This window comes from Nocardiopsis dassonvillei subsp. dassonvillei DSM 43111, assembly GCF_000092985.1.
In the GTDB taxonomy this organism is placed as follows: Bacteria; Actinomycetota; Actinomycetes; order Streptosporangiales; family Streptosporangiaceae; genus Nocardiopsis; species Nocardiopsis dassonvillei.
The window spans coordinates 5,369,372-5,385,269 of the sequence record NC_014210.1 but is presented as its reverse complement, the minus strand read 5'-3'; the positions used below and the strand labels follow the sequence as shown (position 1 = coordinate 5,385,269).

General features: G+C 70.7%; 13 protein-coding genes. 9 read left to right on the top strand and 4 right to left on the bottom strand.

Annotation, left to right across the window (positions count from 1 at the left end):
• The first annotated feature begins 147 nt into the window (after positions 1 to 147).
• The 3 genes from NDAS_RS22420 to NDAS_RS22410 are packed head-to-tail and all read left to right on the top strand — an operon-like array spanning position 148 to position 3,365.
• Positions 148 to 1,146 (top strand): quaternary amine ABC transporter ATP-binding protein, encoded by a 999-nt coding sequence (locus NDAS_RS22420; RefSeq protein WP_041552940.1) that lies wholly within the window; start codon positions 148 to 150, stop codon positions 1,144 to 1,146.
• Positions 1,143 to 2,372 carry an ABC transporter permease gene (locus NDAS_RS22415; RefSeq protein WP_013155533.1) on the top strand — a complete coding sequence of 410 codons (1,230 nt, stop codon included), beginning with the start codon at positions 1,143 to 1,145 and terminating at the stop codon, positions 2,370 to 2,372. The genes NDAS_RS22420 and NDAS_RS22415 overlap by 4 nt, the downstream gene beginning before the upstream one ends.
• 60 nt (positions 2,373 to 2,432) lie before the next feature.
• Positions 2,433 to 3,365 carry a glycine betaine ABC transporter substrate-binding protein gene (locus NDAS_RS22410; RefSeq protein ID WP_013155532.1) on the top strand — a complete coding sequence of 311 codons (933 nt, stop codon included), beginning with the start codon at positions 2,433 to 2,435 and terminating at the stop codon, positions 3,363 to 3,365.
• Between the two features lie 141 nt (positions 3,366 to 3,506).
• On the opposite strand, the gene NDAS_RS22405 is transcribed toward NDAS_RS22410, so the two are convergent.
• Both NDAS_RS22405 and NDAS_RS22400 read right to left on the bottom strand, forming a co-directional pair.
• Entirely contained in the window at positions 3,507 to 4,121 is a 615-nt protein-coding gene (locus NDAS_RS22405; RefSeq protein ID WP_026338049.1) for a rhomboid family intramembrane serine protease, read from the bottom strand.
• A 199-nt stretch (positions 4,122 to 4,320) separates the two neighbouring features.
• A complete protein-coding gene (locus NDAS_RS22400) occupies positions 4,321 to 4,794 on the bottom strand; it encodes a hypothetical protein (protein WP_013155530.1) in 474 nt (157 codons plus the stop codon).
• Between the two features lie 665 nt (positions 4,795 to 5,459).
• Here NDAS_RS22400 and NDAS_RS22395 point away from each other — a divergent pair.
• From NDAS_RS22395 to dacB, 5 genes are all read left to right on the top strand, one after another.
• Positions 5,460 to 7,163, top strand: coding sequence for an ABC transporter family substrate-binding protein (locus NDAS_RS22395; protein ID WP_013155529.1), 1,704 nt, complete (start codon positions 5,460 to 5,462; stop codon positions 7,161 to 7,163).
• An 85-nt stretch (positions 7,164 to 7,248) separates the two neighbouring features.
• Positions 7,249 to 8,259 (top strand): ABC transporter permease, encoded by a 1,011-nt coding sequence (locus NDAS_RS22390; RefSeq protein WP_013155528.1) that lies wholly within the window; start codon positions 7,249 to 7,251, stop codon positions 8,257 to 8,259.
• Positions 8,252 to 9,172, top strand: coding sequence for an ABC transporter permease (locus tag NDAS_RS22385; protein WP_013155527.1), 921 nt, complete (start codon positions 8,252 to 8,254; stop codon positions 9,170 to 9,172). Before NDAS_RS22390 ends, NDAS_RS22385 begins: the two co-directional genes overlap by 8 nt.
• Positions 9,169 to 11,379, top strand: coding sequence for an ABC transporter ATP-binding protein (locus NDAS_RS22380; RefSeq protein WP_013155526.1), 2,211 nt, complete (start codon positions 9,169 to 9,171; stop codon positions 11,377 to 11,379). The genes NDAS_RS22385 and NDAS_RS22380 overlap by 4 nt, the downstream gene beginning before the upstream one ends.
• A 373-nt stretch (positions 11,380 to 11,752) precedes the next feature.
• Entirely contained in the window at positions 11,753 to 13,390 is a 1,638-nt protein-coding gene (gene dacB / locus NDAS_RS22375; protein WP_013155525.1) for a D-alanyl-D-alanine carboxypeptidase/D-alanyl-D-alanine endopeptidase, read from the top strand.
• A 460-nt stretch (positions 13,391 to 13,850) separates the two neighbouring features.
• Here dacB and NDAS_RS22370 read toward each other — a convergent pair whose 3' ends face one another.
• Positions 13,851 to 14,402: a TIGR03086 family metal-binding protein gene (locus tag NDAS_RS22370; protein WP_013155524.1), complete on the bottom strand. Its 552-nt coding sequence runs from the start codon at positions 14,400 to 14,402 to the stop codon at positions 13,851 to 13,853.
• Positions 14,403 to 14,523: 121 nt separating this feature from the next.
• On the opposite strand from NDAS_RS22370, the gene NDAS_RS22365 reads away from it, so the two are divergent.
• Positions 14,524 to 15,378, top strand: a complete 855-nt coding sequence (locus NDAS_RS22365) for a helix-turn-helix domain-containing protein (protein WP_232051602.1) — start codon at positions 14,524 to 14,526, stop codon at positions 15,376 to 15,378.
• On the opposite strand, the gene NDAS_RS22360 is transcribed toward NDAS_RS22365, so the two are convergent.
• Positions 15,317 to 15,895, bottom strand: a complete 579-nt coding sequence (locus tag NDAS_RS22360) for a TetR/AcrR family transcriptional regulator (RefSeq protein ID WP_255418254.1) — start codon at positions 15,893 to 15,895, stop codon at positions 15,317 to 15,319. The genes NDAS_RS22365 and NDAS_RS22360 overlap by 62 nt on opposite strands.
• Between the last annotated feature and the right edge of the window lie 3 nt (positions 15,896 to 15,898).

Sequence of the window (15,898 nt, the reverse complement as noted above, 5' to 3'; positions counted from 1 at the left end):
TGATGAGGGGCGCGCAAGGGGGCTCCGCGCACGCCGACTACCTGTGGGAACCGCGGGTCGGCGATGGGGCGGAACTGTTGCCCCGGCACGCCTCGCGGTCGGGACAGCCCCCTAGAGGAGACCGTGCCAGCAGTACGCGCAGACCACTTGTACAAGGTGTTCGGCAGACAGTCCAGAGCCGCCGTCGGGCGGCTCTCGGACGGCAGCCACCGTGACACCATCGCCGACCTCGACGTGACGGCCGCCGTCATCGACGTGTCCTTCGAGGTCGAACCGGGCGAGATCTTCGTCGTCATGGGCCTGTCCGGATCGGGGAAGTCCACCCTGATCCGGATGCTCAACGGCCTCCTGGAACCCACCGCGGGGACGGTCGAGGTCGACGGCGTGGACATCACCGCGCTCAGCAGGAAGAGCCTCCTGAAGCTGCGGGGCGAGAAGATCAGCATGGTCTTCCAGCACTTCGCGCTCCTGCCGCACCGCACGGTCCTGGAGAACGCCGCCTACGGCCTGGAACTGCGGGGCCTGTCCCGCGCCGAGCGGAGCCGCAGGGCGGGGGAGACCCTCGAACTCGTGGGGCTCGGCGGTTGGGAGGACAAGCTCCCGCACCAGCTCTCCGGAGGCATGCAGCAGCGTGTGGGCCTGGCCAGGGCACTGGCCGCCGACACCGACATCATCCTCATGGACGAGGCGTTCAGCGCCCTCGACCCGCTCATCCGGCGGGACATGCAGACCCAGCTCCTGGAACTCCAGAAGAGCCTGGGCAAGACCATCGTCTTCATCACGCACGACCTCAACGAGGCCATGCGCCTCGGTGACCGGATCTGCGTGCTGCGGGACGGCCGCGTCGCCCAGATCGGCAGCGCGCAGGAGATCCTCAGCGCGCCCGCCAACGACTACGTCGAGCGCTTCATCGAGGACGTCGACCGCACCCGCGTGCTCACCGCCGCGTCGGTGCTCGACCCGAGCGCCCCCGCGGCCGACTCCTCGGCGCCCGAGGTCGGCGCCGACACCCTGGTCGCCGACCTGTACGCCAGCGCGGCCGCCTCCGACCGCCTCCGCGTGGTCGACGAGGACGGCACCGTGCTCGGCACGGTGACCCGCAACTCCGTACTGGCCGCGCTCGCGGGCGGGAAGGAGACCCCGTGACACCCGTTGACTTTCCGCCGTCCCTGCCGATCGGTGACGGCTTCGAGGCACTCAACGCCTGGCTCAAGAGCACCTTCGGCCTCTTCTTCGACGCCGTAGGCGAGTTCATCCGCTGGGCCGTGAGCGCCCTGTCCGGCTTCTTCACCGAGCCGGCCGCCGGACAGCTCGCCTTCGTGGCCGCCGTGATCATCGCCGTTCCGCTGCTGCGCCGCCGGCGGCTGCCGCTGGTGGTGATCGTCGCCGCGGTCTCGCTGCTCTACGTGCTGCACGCGCAGTTCGCGCTCGGCAACACCATCGTCAACAGCCTGCCGCCGCAGCTCTTCCTGTGGGCGATGAACCTGTTCGACCAGCAGTACGTGGACGCCTACTTCTGCATCTCGCTGGTCTTCCTGGTCGCGGTCACCGTCCTGGGCGTGCTCGACCGGGGCACCCGGGTGCGCACCGGCGTCGTCGCGGGCGGCTGGCTCGTGCTGGTCCTGCTCGGCTGGCTCGTGCTCCCGATGCTGGTGACCCGGCCCGGGGCACTGCTGATGATCCTGCTGCTGAGCCTTCTGGCGCTCTCGGTGGCCGGGTGGCGCATGGGCCTGTTCGGCCTGATCGCCCTCACCCTGGTGGCCTCGGTCGGCCAGTGGACCAACGCCATGGACACGCTCGGCCTCGTCCTCGTGGCCAGCGCCATCGCCGTGGTCATCGCGATCCCGATCGGCGTCCTGGCCGCCTACAACGACCTGGTCAGCAAGATCGTCAAGCCGGTCCTGGACCTGATGCAGACGCTGCCCGCGTTCGTGTACCTGATCCCGGCGATCTTCTTCTTCTCCATCGGCGCCGTCCCCGGCGTGGTCGCCACCATCGTGTTCGCGATGCCGCCCGGCGTCCGCCTGACCGAGCTGGGCATCCGCCAGATCGACAAGGAGCTGGTGGAGGCGGGCGAGTCCTTCGGCGCCTCCCCGACCAAGGTCCTCACCGGCATCCAGCTGCCGCTGGCCCTGCCCACCATCATGGCCGGGGTCAACCAGGTCATCATGCTCGGACTGTCGATGGTCGTCATCGCGGGCATGGTCGGCGCGGGCGGCCTGGGCAGCGAGGTCTACCAGGGCATCACCCGCAACGACGGCGCCCTCGGTTTCGAGGCCGGTATCGCCGTGGTCATCCTGGCGATCTTCCTCGACCGCCTGACCGCGGCCGTCACCCGCAACAGCCCGCGCGCGGCCGCGTCGGCCGCCTGAGCGGCGTGCCCGCCCCGTCCAGCCCCGCACACCGAATTCCCCGAGGGAAGGAACCCCACGATGTACAGCCGTAAGCGCATGACGGCCCTCTCCGCCGCCGGCATGAGCGCCGCGCTCCTCCTGACCGCCTGCGGCGGCGGTGGCGGTGAGAGCCTGACCGGCCCGGAGGAGGGCGGCGAGGACGCCAAGGAGATCAACATCGCGCTGATCGCCTGGGAGGAGGGCATCGCCGTCACGCACATGTGGCAGGCCATCCTGGAGGAGAAGGGCTACGACGTCACGATCACCGACGTGGACGTCGCCCCGATGTACCAGGGCGCGGCCAACGGCGACGTCGACCTGTTCCTCGACACCTGGCTGCCGGTGACGCACGCCGACTACTGGGAGGACTACGGGGACCAGCTGGAGGACCTCGGCGCCTGGTACGACAACGCCAAGCTGACCATCACCGTGCCCTCCTACATGGAGGACGTCAACAGCATCTCCGACCTGACCGACCACGCCGACGAGCTGGGCGGCCGGATCGTGGGCATCGACCCGGGCGCCGGGCTGACCCGCGTCACCCAGGAGGAGGCCATGCCGGGCTACGGCCTGGACGGGGACTTCGAGCTGGTCACCTCCTCCACCGCCGCGATGCTCGCCGAGCTCGACTCGGCGATCACCGAGGAGGAGCCCATCGTGGTGACCCTGTGGCGTCCCCACCCGGCCTACGCCCAGTACGACCTGAAGGACCTGGAGGACCCCGAGGGCCTGATGGGCGACGCGGAGACCATCCACGCCGTCGGCCGTGACGGCTTCGGTGAGGAGTACCCCGAGCTCACCGGTTGGCTGGAGAGCTTCCAGCTCAGCGATGACGAGCTGGCCACCCTGGAGGTCCAGACCCTCCAGGAGCACCAGGACGACCCGGAGGCGGGCGCCCGCGCCTGGCTCGCGGAGAACCCCGAGTTCCTGGAGCGCACCCTGGGCGGGGACGCCGAGGGCCTGGAGTTCTAGAGGCGCGCGGGGCGGTTTCCCCCGCACGCGCACCGGCCCCGGAGAGCACTCCGGTACCGCGCACACGAGAACGGGCCGTCCCCGAGGGGGCGGCCCGTCCGCGTTCCCGGAGGCCGCACGCACGCGGCCCCGGACGTGCCGTCAGGGCGCGTAGTAGCCGCCCTGGGCGCCTCCGTAGCCCTGGTCGAGCTGCCTGCGGCGCTCCCGTCTGGGCAGCAGGTAGGCCGCGAGCATGCCGCCGACGAACCCGAAGAGGTGCGCCTGCCACGAGACGCCGGGGTACTGGGGCAGGACTCCCCAGATCATCGTCCCGTAGAAGAGGACCACGCAGATCATGATGACGATGTCGATGGTCTTGCGCTCGACGATCCCGCGCAGGACCGTGTAGCCGAAGTAACCGAAGACCAGGCCGCTGGCGCCCACGGTGAGGGAGAACGGTGAGCTGAACAGCCACACGCCCACACCGCTGACCAGGATGATGATCAGCGTGGTGAGCAGGAACCGCCCCAGGCCGCTGAACGCGACGAGCGAGCCCAGCACGAGGAACGGCAGCGAGTTGCCGATGAGGTGTTCCAGGTTCCCGTGCATGAACGGCGCGGTGAACACGGTCCAGGGCCCCTGGAGGTCCCAGGCGCGCAGACCGTACTGCTGGTCGAGCCTTCCGAGGAGCACGAAGCTGTCGAGGATCTCGAAGACCCACATGGCCGCGAGCATCCCCGCTACGGTCAGGATGGCGGTGATTCTGGACTGCTTCACCCCATCGAGAGTAGAGGACACTGCCTTGCGGCGGTATGTCCGTACGGGGCGTGGTGGGTAATTGCCCGAAGTGTCGGGATATGTCGCGGCGGGTCGGCGCGAGTGGTGCCGCTCCGCGCGGAGGAGGGGGTCGCGGTCCCCGGCAGGGGGCGGACCTCGGGAGGGGTGGGCGCGCGCCCCGGGGGAGCGGCCGCCGCGCTCAGGACGTCAGGGAGCGCCCGCGCGGCGGGATGCCCGCCACCGCCATGAAGGACTCGACCCGGGCCGGGCTGGTCATCCCGGTCAGCGGAAGGTAGGCACGCGAGGTGCGGCGGCTCTGGAGCGAGGGGAAGCGCTTGGGGCGCCCGGCGTTGTCGTACAGGCCCAGGGAGCGGATGCGGCCCGGCAGCACGTAGTAGGAGCCGATGTCGTGGAAGGGCACGCGCACGATGTAGCGGCCCCGCTGGTAGCGGAACTCGCCGTCGGAGACCTCCAGGACGGGCGCCTTGATCATGTGGCCGTGCGCGGCCAGGGCGGCGCCCATGAGGGCCAGGAGGACGCCGAGGGTGATGTTGGCCCAGTGCGAGACGTCGACCGCGATCGCCAGGGCGCCGAGAGCCACCAGACCGTAGCCGCCCCACAGCTCCAGGTGCTTGCGGCCTACGGGGCAGACCAGGCGGACTGTTTCGGACACGGCACAAGCCTCTCTCAGTGGGCACCGCGGGTGGGATGACGGCAATCGCCGTTCAAAACCCTATCGGCTCCGGCGGCGCGTGGACGGTGGTTTCGGACAACCGGAGCTGTGGATTTCCGTACCTGCCTGGTGTGGTCTGCACCTGCCTGAGGGGTTAGGGCGCTTGTGTCTGATTAACATCACGTCATCCTATGTTTGTTGCATTCTGTTTCCTGTGGGAGTCGCCATGAAGGCGAACGGGGGGCCGTCGCGAACATTCGGGATTATATGTGTACTTTGGGGACTTTTGTCCGTTTTCCTCTGTGTAGTCATTTGGGACGTTCGGGTAGTTAAACGACGTTTACTTTACCTTAGCCGTTGTTCGCCGACGTAACTAGCCCGCAATGTATTTCTGGCTTGTCCGAATCCGGAGAGAGGGTACGTTCTCCTGGGTTCGGGCTCTGACCTGCGGTGACCCTCATGTCTGGACGGGGTATGGACTTTGTGTCGGCGGCTCGGTGCGATGGGCGCGAACCGGTTGCGGATGGGTCACGAATCCAGCAGTAGGGCTATACAGACATTTCGCTCAATGGTCTTCTGATCGACTAATCGCCTAGTTCTGCGGGGCGTGTGCGAACCACACAACCCCGAGGTTCGGCTCGTATTAGTGATCAAGGGTGTAACTGATGCACAAACGAAGGAAGACGCTCGCGCTCGCCGCGGCGGGCACCTCCGCTTTGATGGTGCTGACCGCCTGCAGCGGCGGCGGTGGTGGCGAAGGCGAGCAGGAGAAGGAGGTCACATGGGTGATCAACAGCCTTCCCGCCGCCTGGGGAGCCATCAGTAGCGCCGGAGGCAGCGTCTACGTCATCCAGGCACTCTCCGGCGTCGTGCCCTTCACCGGGCAGTACCAGCCCGACGCGACGTACGAGTACGACATGGACGTCCTCGCCGAGGAGCCCACCCTCATCAACGACAATCCCGACGAGGGTCCGTTCCAGTTCAGCTTCACCCTCGCCGAGGACGCCGTGTGGAACGACGGCACGCCGATGACCGGCGAGGACCTGCGGGTCACCATGATGATGTCGGCGTCCCCCACCGAGGGCTACTGCGACACCTGTGACTCCCGCGGCACCACCGGCGCCGACATGGTCGAGGAGGTCGAGGTCGACGGCAAGACCGCGACCTTCACCCTCAAGGAGGGCCTGTCCAACCCCGAGTGGATGGGCATGTTCGACGCGCACAGCGTTGGCGGCGGCTTCTACCCGGCGCACCTGGCCGAGGAGAACGGCTGGGACGTCGACGACCCCGCGCAGCTCGGCGAGTACTACGCCTGGCTGCACGAGACGCGCCCCGAGTGGTCCGGCGGCCCCTACCAGATCGTGGACGGCGACCTGGAGAACCAGGTCGTCAAGGAGCCCAACCCCGAGTGGTTCGGTGAGACGCAGCCCGCGCTCGACCGCATCATCATGCCGTACAACACCGACGAGGGCACCTTCATCCCCGCCTTCCAGAACGGCGAGATCGACGGCGCCAACCCCGCGCAGTACAGCGAGGACATCATCACCCAGCTCCAGGGGATGGAGACCGCCACGCTCACCATCGGCGAGGGCAACATCTGGGAGCACATCGACATCAACACCGAGAACGAGTGGCTCTCGGACGTCGAGCTCCGCAGGGCCGTGTTCACCGCGATCAACCGCGACGAGATCGCCAGCCGCAACTTCGAGGCCGGATACCCCGAGTACGAGCTGAAGAACAACCACATCTTCGGCAGCGACAGCGAGTACTTCGAGGACCTCGTCTCCGAGTCCGGGCAGGGCAGCGGCGACGTCGAGGCCGCCACCGCGATCCTGGAGGAGGCCGGTTACGAGCTCGACGGGGACACCCTCATGCTCGACGGCGAGCAGGTCGGCCCGTTCCGCCTGCGCAGCACCGACACCGTCATCCGCAACAACTCCGTGCAGCTGATCCAGGCCCAGCTCGCCGAGATCGGCATCGAGACCACCATCGAGATGACCGACGACCTGGGCACGATGCTGGCCGAGCAGGACTACGACATCGTCCAGTTCGGCTGGAGCGGCAGCCCGTACTTCGCCTCCAGCCCCGAGCAGTTCTGGCACTCCGAGAGCACCAGCAACTTCGGCGGCTACTCCAACGACGAGGTGGACGAGCACGCCGAGGCCACCGCGACGGCCGCCAACCTGGACGAGGCGGCCGAGCACGCCAACGCCGCCGTGGCCGCCGTGGTCCCGGACGCCTACGTCCTGCCGATCGTGGCCGAGCCCAACTACTTCTTCGTGAACGACAGGCTCGCCAACGTCGAGGACAACCTCCAGTCCAGCTACCGCGCCACCTACAACATCGGTGAGTGGGACCTCGCCGAGTAGTTCGCGGCACAAGGCCCGTGGCCCGGGCCCGGGAGAACCTCCCGGGCCCGGGCTGGTCCTCGTCCACCCCTGAAGGATCACACTCATGCTCGTTTACACGGTGCGGCGCGTCCTGGGCGCGATACCCATCCTGATCCTCGCGTCCGTGCTCACCTTCGTCCTGATCGACGTCTCCGGTGATCCCCTGACAGAGCTCAGGATGCAGCAGCCGCCCCCGGACCCCTCGGTCATCCAGCTCCAGGAGGAGCGGCTCTACCTCGACCGGTCCATGCCCGAGCGCTACTGGCTCTGGATCACCGGCATCGGCGGCAACGGGGACATCGGACTCCTCCAGGGCGAGTTCGGCCCCTCCACGCAGAGCAACAGCTACGACATCGGCGCCAACATCGCCGAGCGGCTGGGCACCACCCTGCGCCTGGTGGGCGCGTCCATGGTCTTCGCGCTGGGCCTGGCCGTCCTGGCCGGCGTCGTCAGCGCCATGCGCCAGTACTCCAAGCTCGACTACACGCTCACATTCATCGGCTTCCTGGCCCTGTCCATGCCCGTCTTCTGGTTCGCGGGCATCATGCAGCAGGCCGGTGTCAGCTTCAACGACCTGGTGGGCGACCAGGTCCTCGCCACGATCGGCGACGGCGTCTACCAGGCACAGGGCGAGGACTTCTGGGGGCTCGTCACCAACGCCTTCGCCTACATGACCCTGCCCACGATCGTGCTGATGCTGACCAGCTTCGCCTCGTGGAGCCGGTACCAGCGGACCTCCATGCTCGAGGTGCTCAACAGCGACTACGTCCGCCTGGCACGCGCCAAGGGCCTGCCCAACCGCGTCGTCATCCGGCGCCACGCGTTGCGCACGGCCCTCATCCCGCTGACCACGGTGGTCGCCGTCGGCATCGCCGGGATCATCGACGGCGCGGTCCTGACCGAACGCGTCTTCCAGTGGCGCGGCCTGGGCGAGTTCTTCATCACCGCGGTCGAGAAGAACGACTCTTACGCGCTGATGGCGTGGCTGCTGCTCAGCGGTGTCATGGTCATCGTGGCCAACCTCATCGCCGACCTCCTGTACGGCGTGCTCGACCCGAGGATTCGCTATGAGTGAGAAGAGGGCGCCCCAGGCGCCGCGGAGCGCCGACGCCGAGAGCGTCGGAGGTGCCGAACGCACCCAGTTCCAGATGATCCTGTCCCGGTTCCTGCGCCACCGGGCCGCCATGATCAGCCTGGTCGTCCTGGTGGTCGTCGTCCTGGCCGCCTTCGTGGGCCCGCTCCTGTGGAGGTGGGACCACACCGTCCACCTGGAGATCCCGCCGAGCGTGCCGCCCAACGCGGACCACCCGCTGGGCACCACCACCGCCGGGCACGACGTCCTGGGCCAGCTCATGCGCGGCGCCCAGCAGACGCTCAAGGTGGCGTTCACGGTGTCGGTCATGGGCACCGTCATCGGCTCCCTGTGGGGCGCCACGGCCGGTTACTACGGCGGCCGGATCGACGCGCTCATGATGCGCGTGGCCGACGTGTTCATGATCGTGCCCCTGCTGGTGATGGTCGCCGCGATCGCGGGCAACGCCCGCGCCGGGACCACCTGGTACGCGGTGGCCCTCATCATCGGCTTCTTCTCGTGGGCGCAGATCGCCCGCGTGGTGCGCAGCGTGGTCCTGTCCCTGCGCGAGCAGGAGTTCGTGGAGGCGGCCAAGGCCGCGGGGGCCTCGCCCGGGTGGATCATCGTCCGCCACCTGCTGCCCAACGCGGCCGGGCCGATCATCGTCGCCGCCACGCTGCTGATCGCGGTGGCGATCCTGCTGGAGGCGGGCATGTCCTTCCTCCAGTTCGGCATCCAGCCCCCCGACATCTCGCTCGGCCAGATGATCAGCGACGCGCGCACGGCCGTCTCCACCAGGCCCTGGCTGTTCTACCCGCCGGGCCTGCTGCTGCTGGTGATCTGCCTGACGATCAACTTCATCGGCGACGGGCTGCGCGACGCCCTCGACCCACGACAGACCATGGTGCGGCGATGACCACGACTGACCAGATGAGCAACGAGGAGACCGCCCCGGCCGGGACCGGCGACGTGGTCCTGGAGGTCAGCGACCTCAGCGTCACCTTCCCCTCCGACGACGGGCCGCTGCCCGCCGTGCGCGAGGTGTCCTACGTCCTGCGCCGGGGCGAGGCGCTGGGGATCGTGGGCGAGTCCGGATCGGGCAAGTCCGTGACCTCGATGGCGATCATGGGGCTGCTGCCCAAGAACGCCCGCGTCGAGGGCTCGGCCAAGGTGCTGGGACAGGAGGTCATCGGCCTCAAGGACGCGCAGATCAGCAAGGTCCGCGGCAACAAGATCGCGATGATCTTCCAGGACCCGCTGACCTCGCTGAACCCCGTCTACACCGTCGGCTACCAGATCGCCGAGGCCGTCCTGGCCCACCGCAAGGTGGGCAAGAAGGCGGCGATGGCCCGGGCGCTGGAGCTGCTGGAGCTGGTGGGGATCCCCAGCCCCGAGCAGCGGATCAAGCAGTACCCGCACGAGCTGTCGGGCGGCATGCGCCAGCGCGTGGTGATCGCCATCGCGATGGCCAACGAGCCGGACGTCATCATCGCCGACGAGCCGACCACGGCCCTGGACGTGACCGTCCAGGCCCAGGTCCTGGAGGCGCTGGAGGCGGCCCGCAAGGAGACCGGCGCCGCCCTGGTGCTGATCACCCACGACCTCGGCGTGGTGGCCGGGCACGTCGACAGGATCGGCGTGATGTACGGCGGCCGCCTCGTGGAGATGGGCCCCGTGGAGGAGGTCTTCTACCGCCCGCGGATGCCCTACGCCCTCGGTCTGCTGGGGTCGCTGCCCCGCCTGGACGAGGACCGCCACGAGCGGCTCACCCCCATCGTGGGCACCCCGCCCTCCCTGCTCTCCCTGCCCACCGGTTGCGCGTTCTCGCCGCGCTGCCCGATGGCCCGGGACCTGTGCCGCGAGCAGGAGCCCCTCCTGCTCGCGGTCGGCGGAGACGGGGAGCGGGTGCGCGTGCCGGTGACGGACACCTCCGCGCACACGGCGGCCTGCCACTTCAGCGAGGAGCTGGGGGGCGCCGCCCCCGCCGACCTGTTCCGGGGGACGGCGGTGGAGGCCGAGACCGTAACGGAGGTCGAGGAGGCCGAGAAGCAGGCGCAGGAGGCGCGCGCCCAGATCGGCGCGGAGACCGCCGCCCCCGCGGACGGGGGACCCCGTGAGGCCATCCTGACCGTCAAGGACCTGGTCAAGAACTTCCCCATCCGCTCCAAGGGCCTCCTGCGGCGCAGGATCGGCGAGGTGCAGGCGGTCTCCGGGGTCTCCCTGGAGCTGCGCGAGCACGAGACCCTCGCCCTGGTCGGCGAGTCCGGGTGCGGCAAGTCCACCACCGCCCGCCTCATGCTCCAGCTGATCAGGCAGACCTCGGGCGAGGTCAGCTACATGGGGCAGCCGCTGCACACGCTGTCCCCGCGGCAGATGCGGCCGCTGCGCCGCGACCTCCAGCTGGTCTTCCAGGACCCGTTCGCCTCCCTGGACCCGCGCATGACGGTCTCGGACATCATCGCCGAGCCGCTGCGGATCCACGGCCAGGGCAACGGCACCGCCAAGAAGCGGGTCAGGGAGCTGCTGGACCTGGTGGGGCTCAACGCCGAGCACGGCTCGCGCTACCCGCACGAGTTCTCGGGCGGCCAGCGCCAGCGCATCGGCATCGCCCGCGCGCTGGCGCTCAACCCCAAGGTGCTCATCCTGGACGAGCCGGTCTCGGCGCTGGACGTGTCCATCCAGGCGGGCGTGATCAACCTGCTGGAGGACCTCCAGGACGACCTGGGCCTGTCGTACCTGTTCGTCTCGCACGACCTGTCGGTGGTCAAGCACATCGCCGACCGGGTGGCCGTGATGTACCTCGGCAAGATCGTGGAGACGGGGACGACGGCGGAGCTGTTCGGGGCGCCCTCGCACCCGTACACGCAGGCGCTGATCTCGGCGATCCCCCTGCCGGACCCGGTCAAGGAGCGGACCCGGGAGCGGATCGTCGTCACCGGCGACGTGCCCAGCCCCGCCGACCCGCCCTCGGGCTGCCGGTTCCGGACCCGGTGCCCGAAGTTCGCGAACGAGCTGTCGGAGGGCGAGCGCGCCAAGTGCGTGGAGGAGCCGCCGGAACTGATGGACCGGGGGGCGGGCCACCTGGACGCCTGCCACTACTCGCGGGCCAGGGAGCTGTTCTGACCGGGGCGCCGTCCGGGTGATCCGGGCGCGGCGGCCGTGACGGGCCGGTGCCGGGGGAGTGCGCCCCCGGCACCGGCCCGTTCGCCGTTCGCGCCGCACGCGGCGGCGGAAGGGGCCCGGTGCCCGGGGTCCGCTCCGGGGCCGGGCACACACCGCTGTCGGATGCCGCGTCCCCCCGCCGCGCCGGGGAAGGAGGCCGAAACCGGACGATTTTCTCCTTAGCGGATTTAGGTGCACATGTGTCACCTGGGGCTTAGACGTCCCCACGCGCCCCTCCCGTGTCCGACCCGCGCCCGGGGTGCTGGTGCCGGGGATCCGTAGCGGGTTAGGGTGCGGTGCCCCTTCGTGTCCGTGACCGCTAGGAGACACACCGTTGAGAACCCCCACCGCTTCCAGTGAACCCCCGGTCGGGAGGCGCCGTGCCCCGGTCCGGCGGCGCGCCGCCTGGACCGCGGCCCTCGCGACCGTCCCCGTGCTCGTCGCGGCGCCGCTGGGCGCACTCCCGGCCCACGCCGACCCGGCGGCAGCCGAGGAGCGCCTGACCGACCTGCGCGCGGACATCGACGCCCTCCTGGCGGACCCGTCCCTGGAGGGAGGGGTGTCCGGGGTGACCGTCACCGACCCCGCCACCGGCGCGGTGCTGTACTCGCGCGACAGCGGGGAGCAGCTGGTGCCCGCCTCCAACATGAAGCTGTTCACCGCGGCGGCCGCCCTGGACGTCCTGGGCGCCGACCACACCTTCTCCACCGAGGTCGTGGCCGAGGGCCACAGGCAGCGGCGCTCCGTGGAGGACCTGTACCTGGTGGGCGGCGGCGACCCCACCCTGTCCGAGCAGGACCTGGACGCGCTGGCCGCCGACGTGGCCGCCTCCGGGGTCAGGACCGTGCGGGGCGACGTCCTCGCCGACGACACCTGGTTCGACTCCCAGCGCCTCGTGGACGACTGGTGGCCCGAGGACGAGCCCTACGCCTACTCCGCGCAGATCTCGGCCCTCACCGTCGCCCACGGGGAGCGCTACGACACCGGCGTGACCGAGGTCGTGGTCACCCCCGGCGCGGCGGGTGCGCCCGCCACCGTGGACCTGGGCGCCGCCGAGGGCTACGCCGAACTCGACAACCAGGCCGTGACCGGCCCTCCGGGCGGCACCAGCAGCGTGGTCGTCGACCGGCCCGTGGGGACCAACACCATCACGGTGACCGGCACGATCCCGGCCGACGCCGCCCCCGTGACCGCCCTGCGCACTGTGGACGAGCCCGCGGGCCTGGCCGGGCACCTCTTCGCGCAGGCGCTGGAGCGGCACGGCGTCACCGTCGAGGGCGGCGTGGAGTTCGGCGAGGCGCCCGGTCGGGGACGCCACGGCGCCCGGCTGGTGGCAGACCACGAGTCCCCCGAGCTGGCGGAGATCCTCGTCCCCTTCATGAAGTTCAGCAACAACGGCCACGCCGAGATGCTCGTCAAGAGCATCGGCCAGGAGGTCGCGGGCGAGGGCAGCTGGGACGCCGGGCTGACCGGTGTCGAGCGGTCCCTGGCCGGGCTGGGGGTGGACACCTCCGACCTCGTCCTCAACGACGGCTCGGGCCTGTCCCGGGGCAACCTGGTCACCTCCGACACGGTCGTGGACCTGCTCGTGAGCACGCGCGACGCGTCCTGGCACGGGGTCTGGGCGGACTCGCTGCCGCTGGCGGGCGAGAGCGACCCGTTCACCGGGGGAACCCTGCGGTTCCGCATGGGCGGCACCGCGGCCGCGGGCGTCGTCTCCGCCAAGACCGGCACCATGACGGGCATCAGCGCGCTGTCCGGATACGTGGCCGGGCAGGGGGGCGGCGACGGGCTGGCGTTCAGCGTCGTCAACAACGGCTACGGCGGCCCGGCCCCCACGCCGGTGCAGGACGCGATCGCCGTCCGGCTGGCCGAGTACCTGGGCCACCAGGCGCCCGTGAGCGTCCGGTCCCAGAGCGCGCCGAGCGAGCCCGGCGGTGAGCTGGAGTGCTCCTGGGAGCTGACCTGCTGATCCGCTGACCTGCTGACGGCACGGCCGCCGGGCCGTGCCGTCAGCGCGTGAGGCACAGGTCGCGCGGGACACGCGGGCGGCGCGATCGCGCTCAACGGCGTCCGCGCGTGAGGCGCGAAGACCCGGCCGGAGGGCCACGGGGACTCCCCGTGGCCCTCCGGGTTTTCCACAGGTGTGGACGGACTCCGCCGCTTCGGCTCCGAAGGCGGCATAGTGGGAGTGGACGACGCCGCCTCCCCGCAGCACACGATCCGCGTCGCACCCCCTGACCGCATACTCCGCACGCGCGGAGCCCCGGAAGGAGAGCGTTCCGATCGTGTCCTGCTTCAGCGGGAAAACCGCCCGGCTGCCGTCCCTGCCCGTGTGCCGCCCCAGGGCCGGGTCGCCCGGGGCGGCCCGGCCCGGCCGCCTCCCCGGGACGGGCCCGCACCGGTCCCCGGGGCGGGGGAGCCCGGGGCCGCTACCAGGCGCGGCGGCCGACGAAGGCCAGGAACCGGGTCTGGTCGTCGGCGCCCTCGGGCGGGGTGAGCTCGGGCCCGCAGACGTTGTTCCCGCGCAGCTGCTCCCCGAAGGGTGCGGTGGCCTCGTGCGCCCACCGGACGTCGCCGGGGTCCAGGCGCTCGTCCAGGCCGGTGGCCCGGGCCAGGTCCCAGCGGTGCACCACGAGGTCGAAGCCGAGGAACCGGTCCACCGCCTCGGCGAAGGTGGTGCGGCCGAAGAACCCGTCGAATTCGGTGTTCGCGCGCCGCGGGTCGTCCAGGTCGGCCTGGACCACCGCTCGGGCGGCGTCCCAGGCGGCGCGGGGGTCCTCGTCCACGGAGGGGATGTCACCCAGTTCGCGGCCGACCAGGCCGAGGAACATGCCCTGGGTGTCCACGACGTGGCGGACCACGTCGCGGGCGTCCCACCCCTCGCAGGGGGACGCCGACGACCAGCGGTCGGCGGGGACGGCCGCCACCGTCCCGGCGAAGTCCTCGGACAGGCGGGCGTAGCGCTCGGAGATGTCGCTCATGATCGTGTTCCCCTCGGGTGTGTCTCGGTGTCCGCCATCCTCACCCCCTCGACCGGGCGCCGTCTTGAACAAACACGACGAACCGCACGTGTGTTCGGAGGCGGAGGACTACCCTGGAGCCGTGAGACCGTACTCCGTGGGGGTGGAGGGGGACGCGCGCGGCATCCTCGACCCGGACGCCGGGCTGACCCGGTTCCGCCTGGACCGACACGCTCCCTCGGAGCGGGTGGCCCGCTTCGTGGACCGCTACTGGCTGACCTCGTGGAACCTGACCGGCCGCGAGCCGCACACCCAGCGGGTCCTGGCCCACCCCGTCGTGAACCTGGTGTTCACCGGTGGGACCGCGACGGTGTACGGCCCGACCACCGAGGTGACCGAGCGCCGCCTGGAGGGCGAGGGCTGGGCGCTCGGGGTGATGTTCCGGCCCGCGGGGTTCCGTCCGTTCCTCGGCAGGCCCATGAACACGATCGTGGACGCCGGTCTCCCCGCGTCGGAGGTCTTCGGGGCCCCCGGCAGGGGAGGGGTTCCCGGTGCCGACGGGCGCGGGGCGCCCGACGGCGCGTTGGCGTCCGAGACGTCCGATCCCCTCGACCTCATGGCTGCGGTCGACCGCGCCCTGGCCGGGCTGCTCCCCGCGTACCGTCACCCGGCCGAGGACACGCGCGACGTCGTGGAGCGGGTGGCCGCCGACCCCTCGGTGGTCAACGTGTCCGGGCTCGCCCGGCGCGAGGGGATGGGCGTGCGGCTGCTCCAGCGCCGCTTCGCCGACCACGTCGGCCTGAGCCCCAAGGCGGTCATCCGCAGGTACCGGCTCTACGAGGCCGCCGAGCGGGCCAGGAAGGGCGCGGCGCCCGACTGGGGGAGCCTGGCCGCCGAACTCGGGTTCAGCGACCAGTCCCACCTGACCAGGGAGTTCACCGCCGTTCTGGGGACCCCTCCCGCGCGCTACGCGGCACGCGCGACACCAGGCGGCTGAGCGTGCGGTACACGTCCTCGGCCGTCAGCTCAGGGTCGGCGCAGGCCCGCACGAACAGGCCGTCGACGGCGGCGCCCACGCCCGCGCGGTCCTCCGGGCGGGGGAGGTAGGGCGCGAGGAAGGCGTCCACGGCCCGGTTCCAGCGCTCGGTCTGCGGGCGCAGGGCCGGGCGGCGCGCGGCGAGCAGGAACAGTTCGCACTCGGCCATCACCTGGGCCCGTGCGGGGCCCGAGCCCACCGCGATCATCCCGGCGAGGGCGCGCAGGGCCGCGTCCGCGTCCTCGGGCACGGCGGCCAGCGCGGCCACGTAGGTGTCGTTGACCCGGGTCAGGGTGTCCACGAGCAGGTCGTCGACGGTCGCGTGGTAATAGGTGACGGTGCTGGGCGGCACCCCGGCCTCGGCGGCCACGCGCCGCTGGCTGACCGCCGCCACACCGTCGCGTTCGATGACGCGCATGGTGGCGTCCAGGAGCTGTCGGCGGCGCCGCTCGCCCTTGCGTCTGCGCCCGTCGGCGATGCC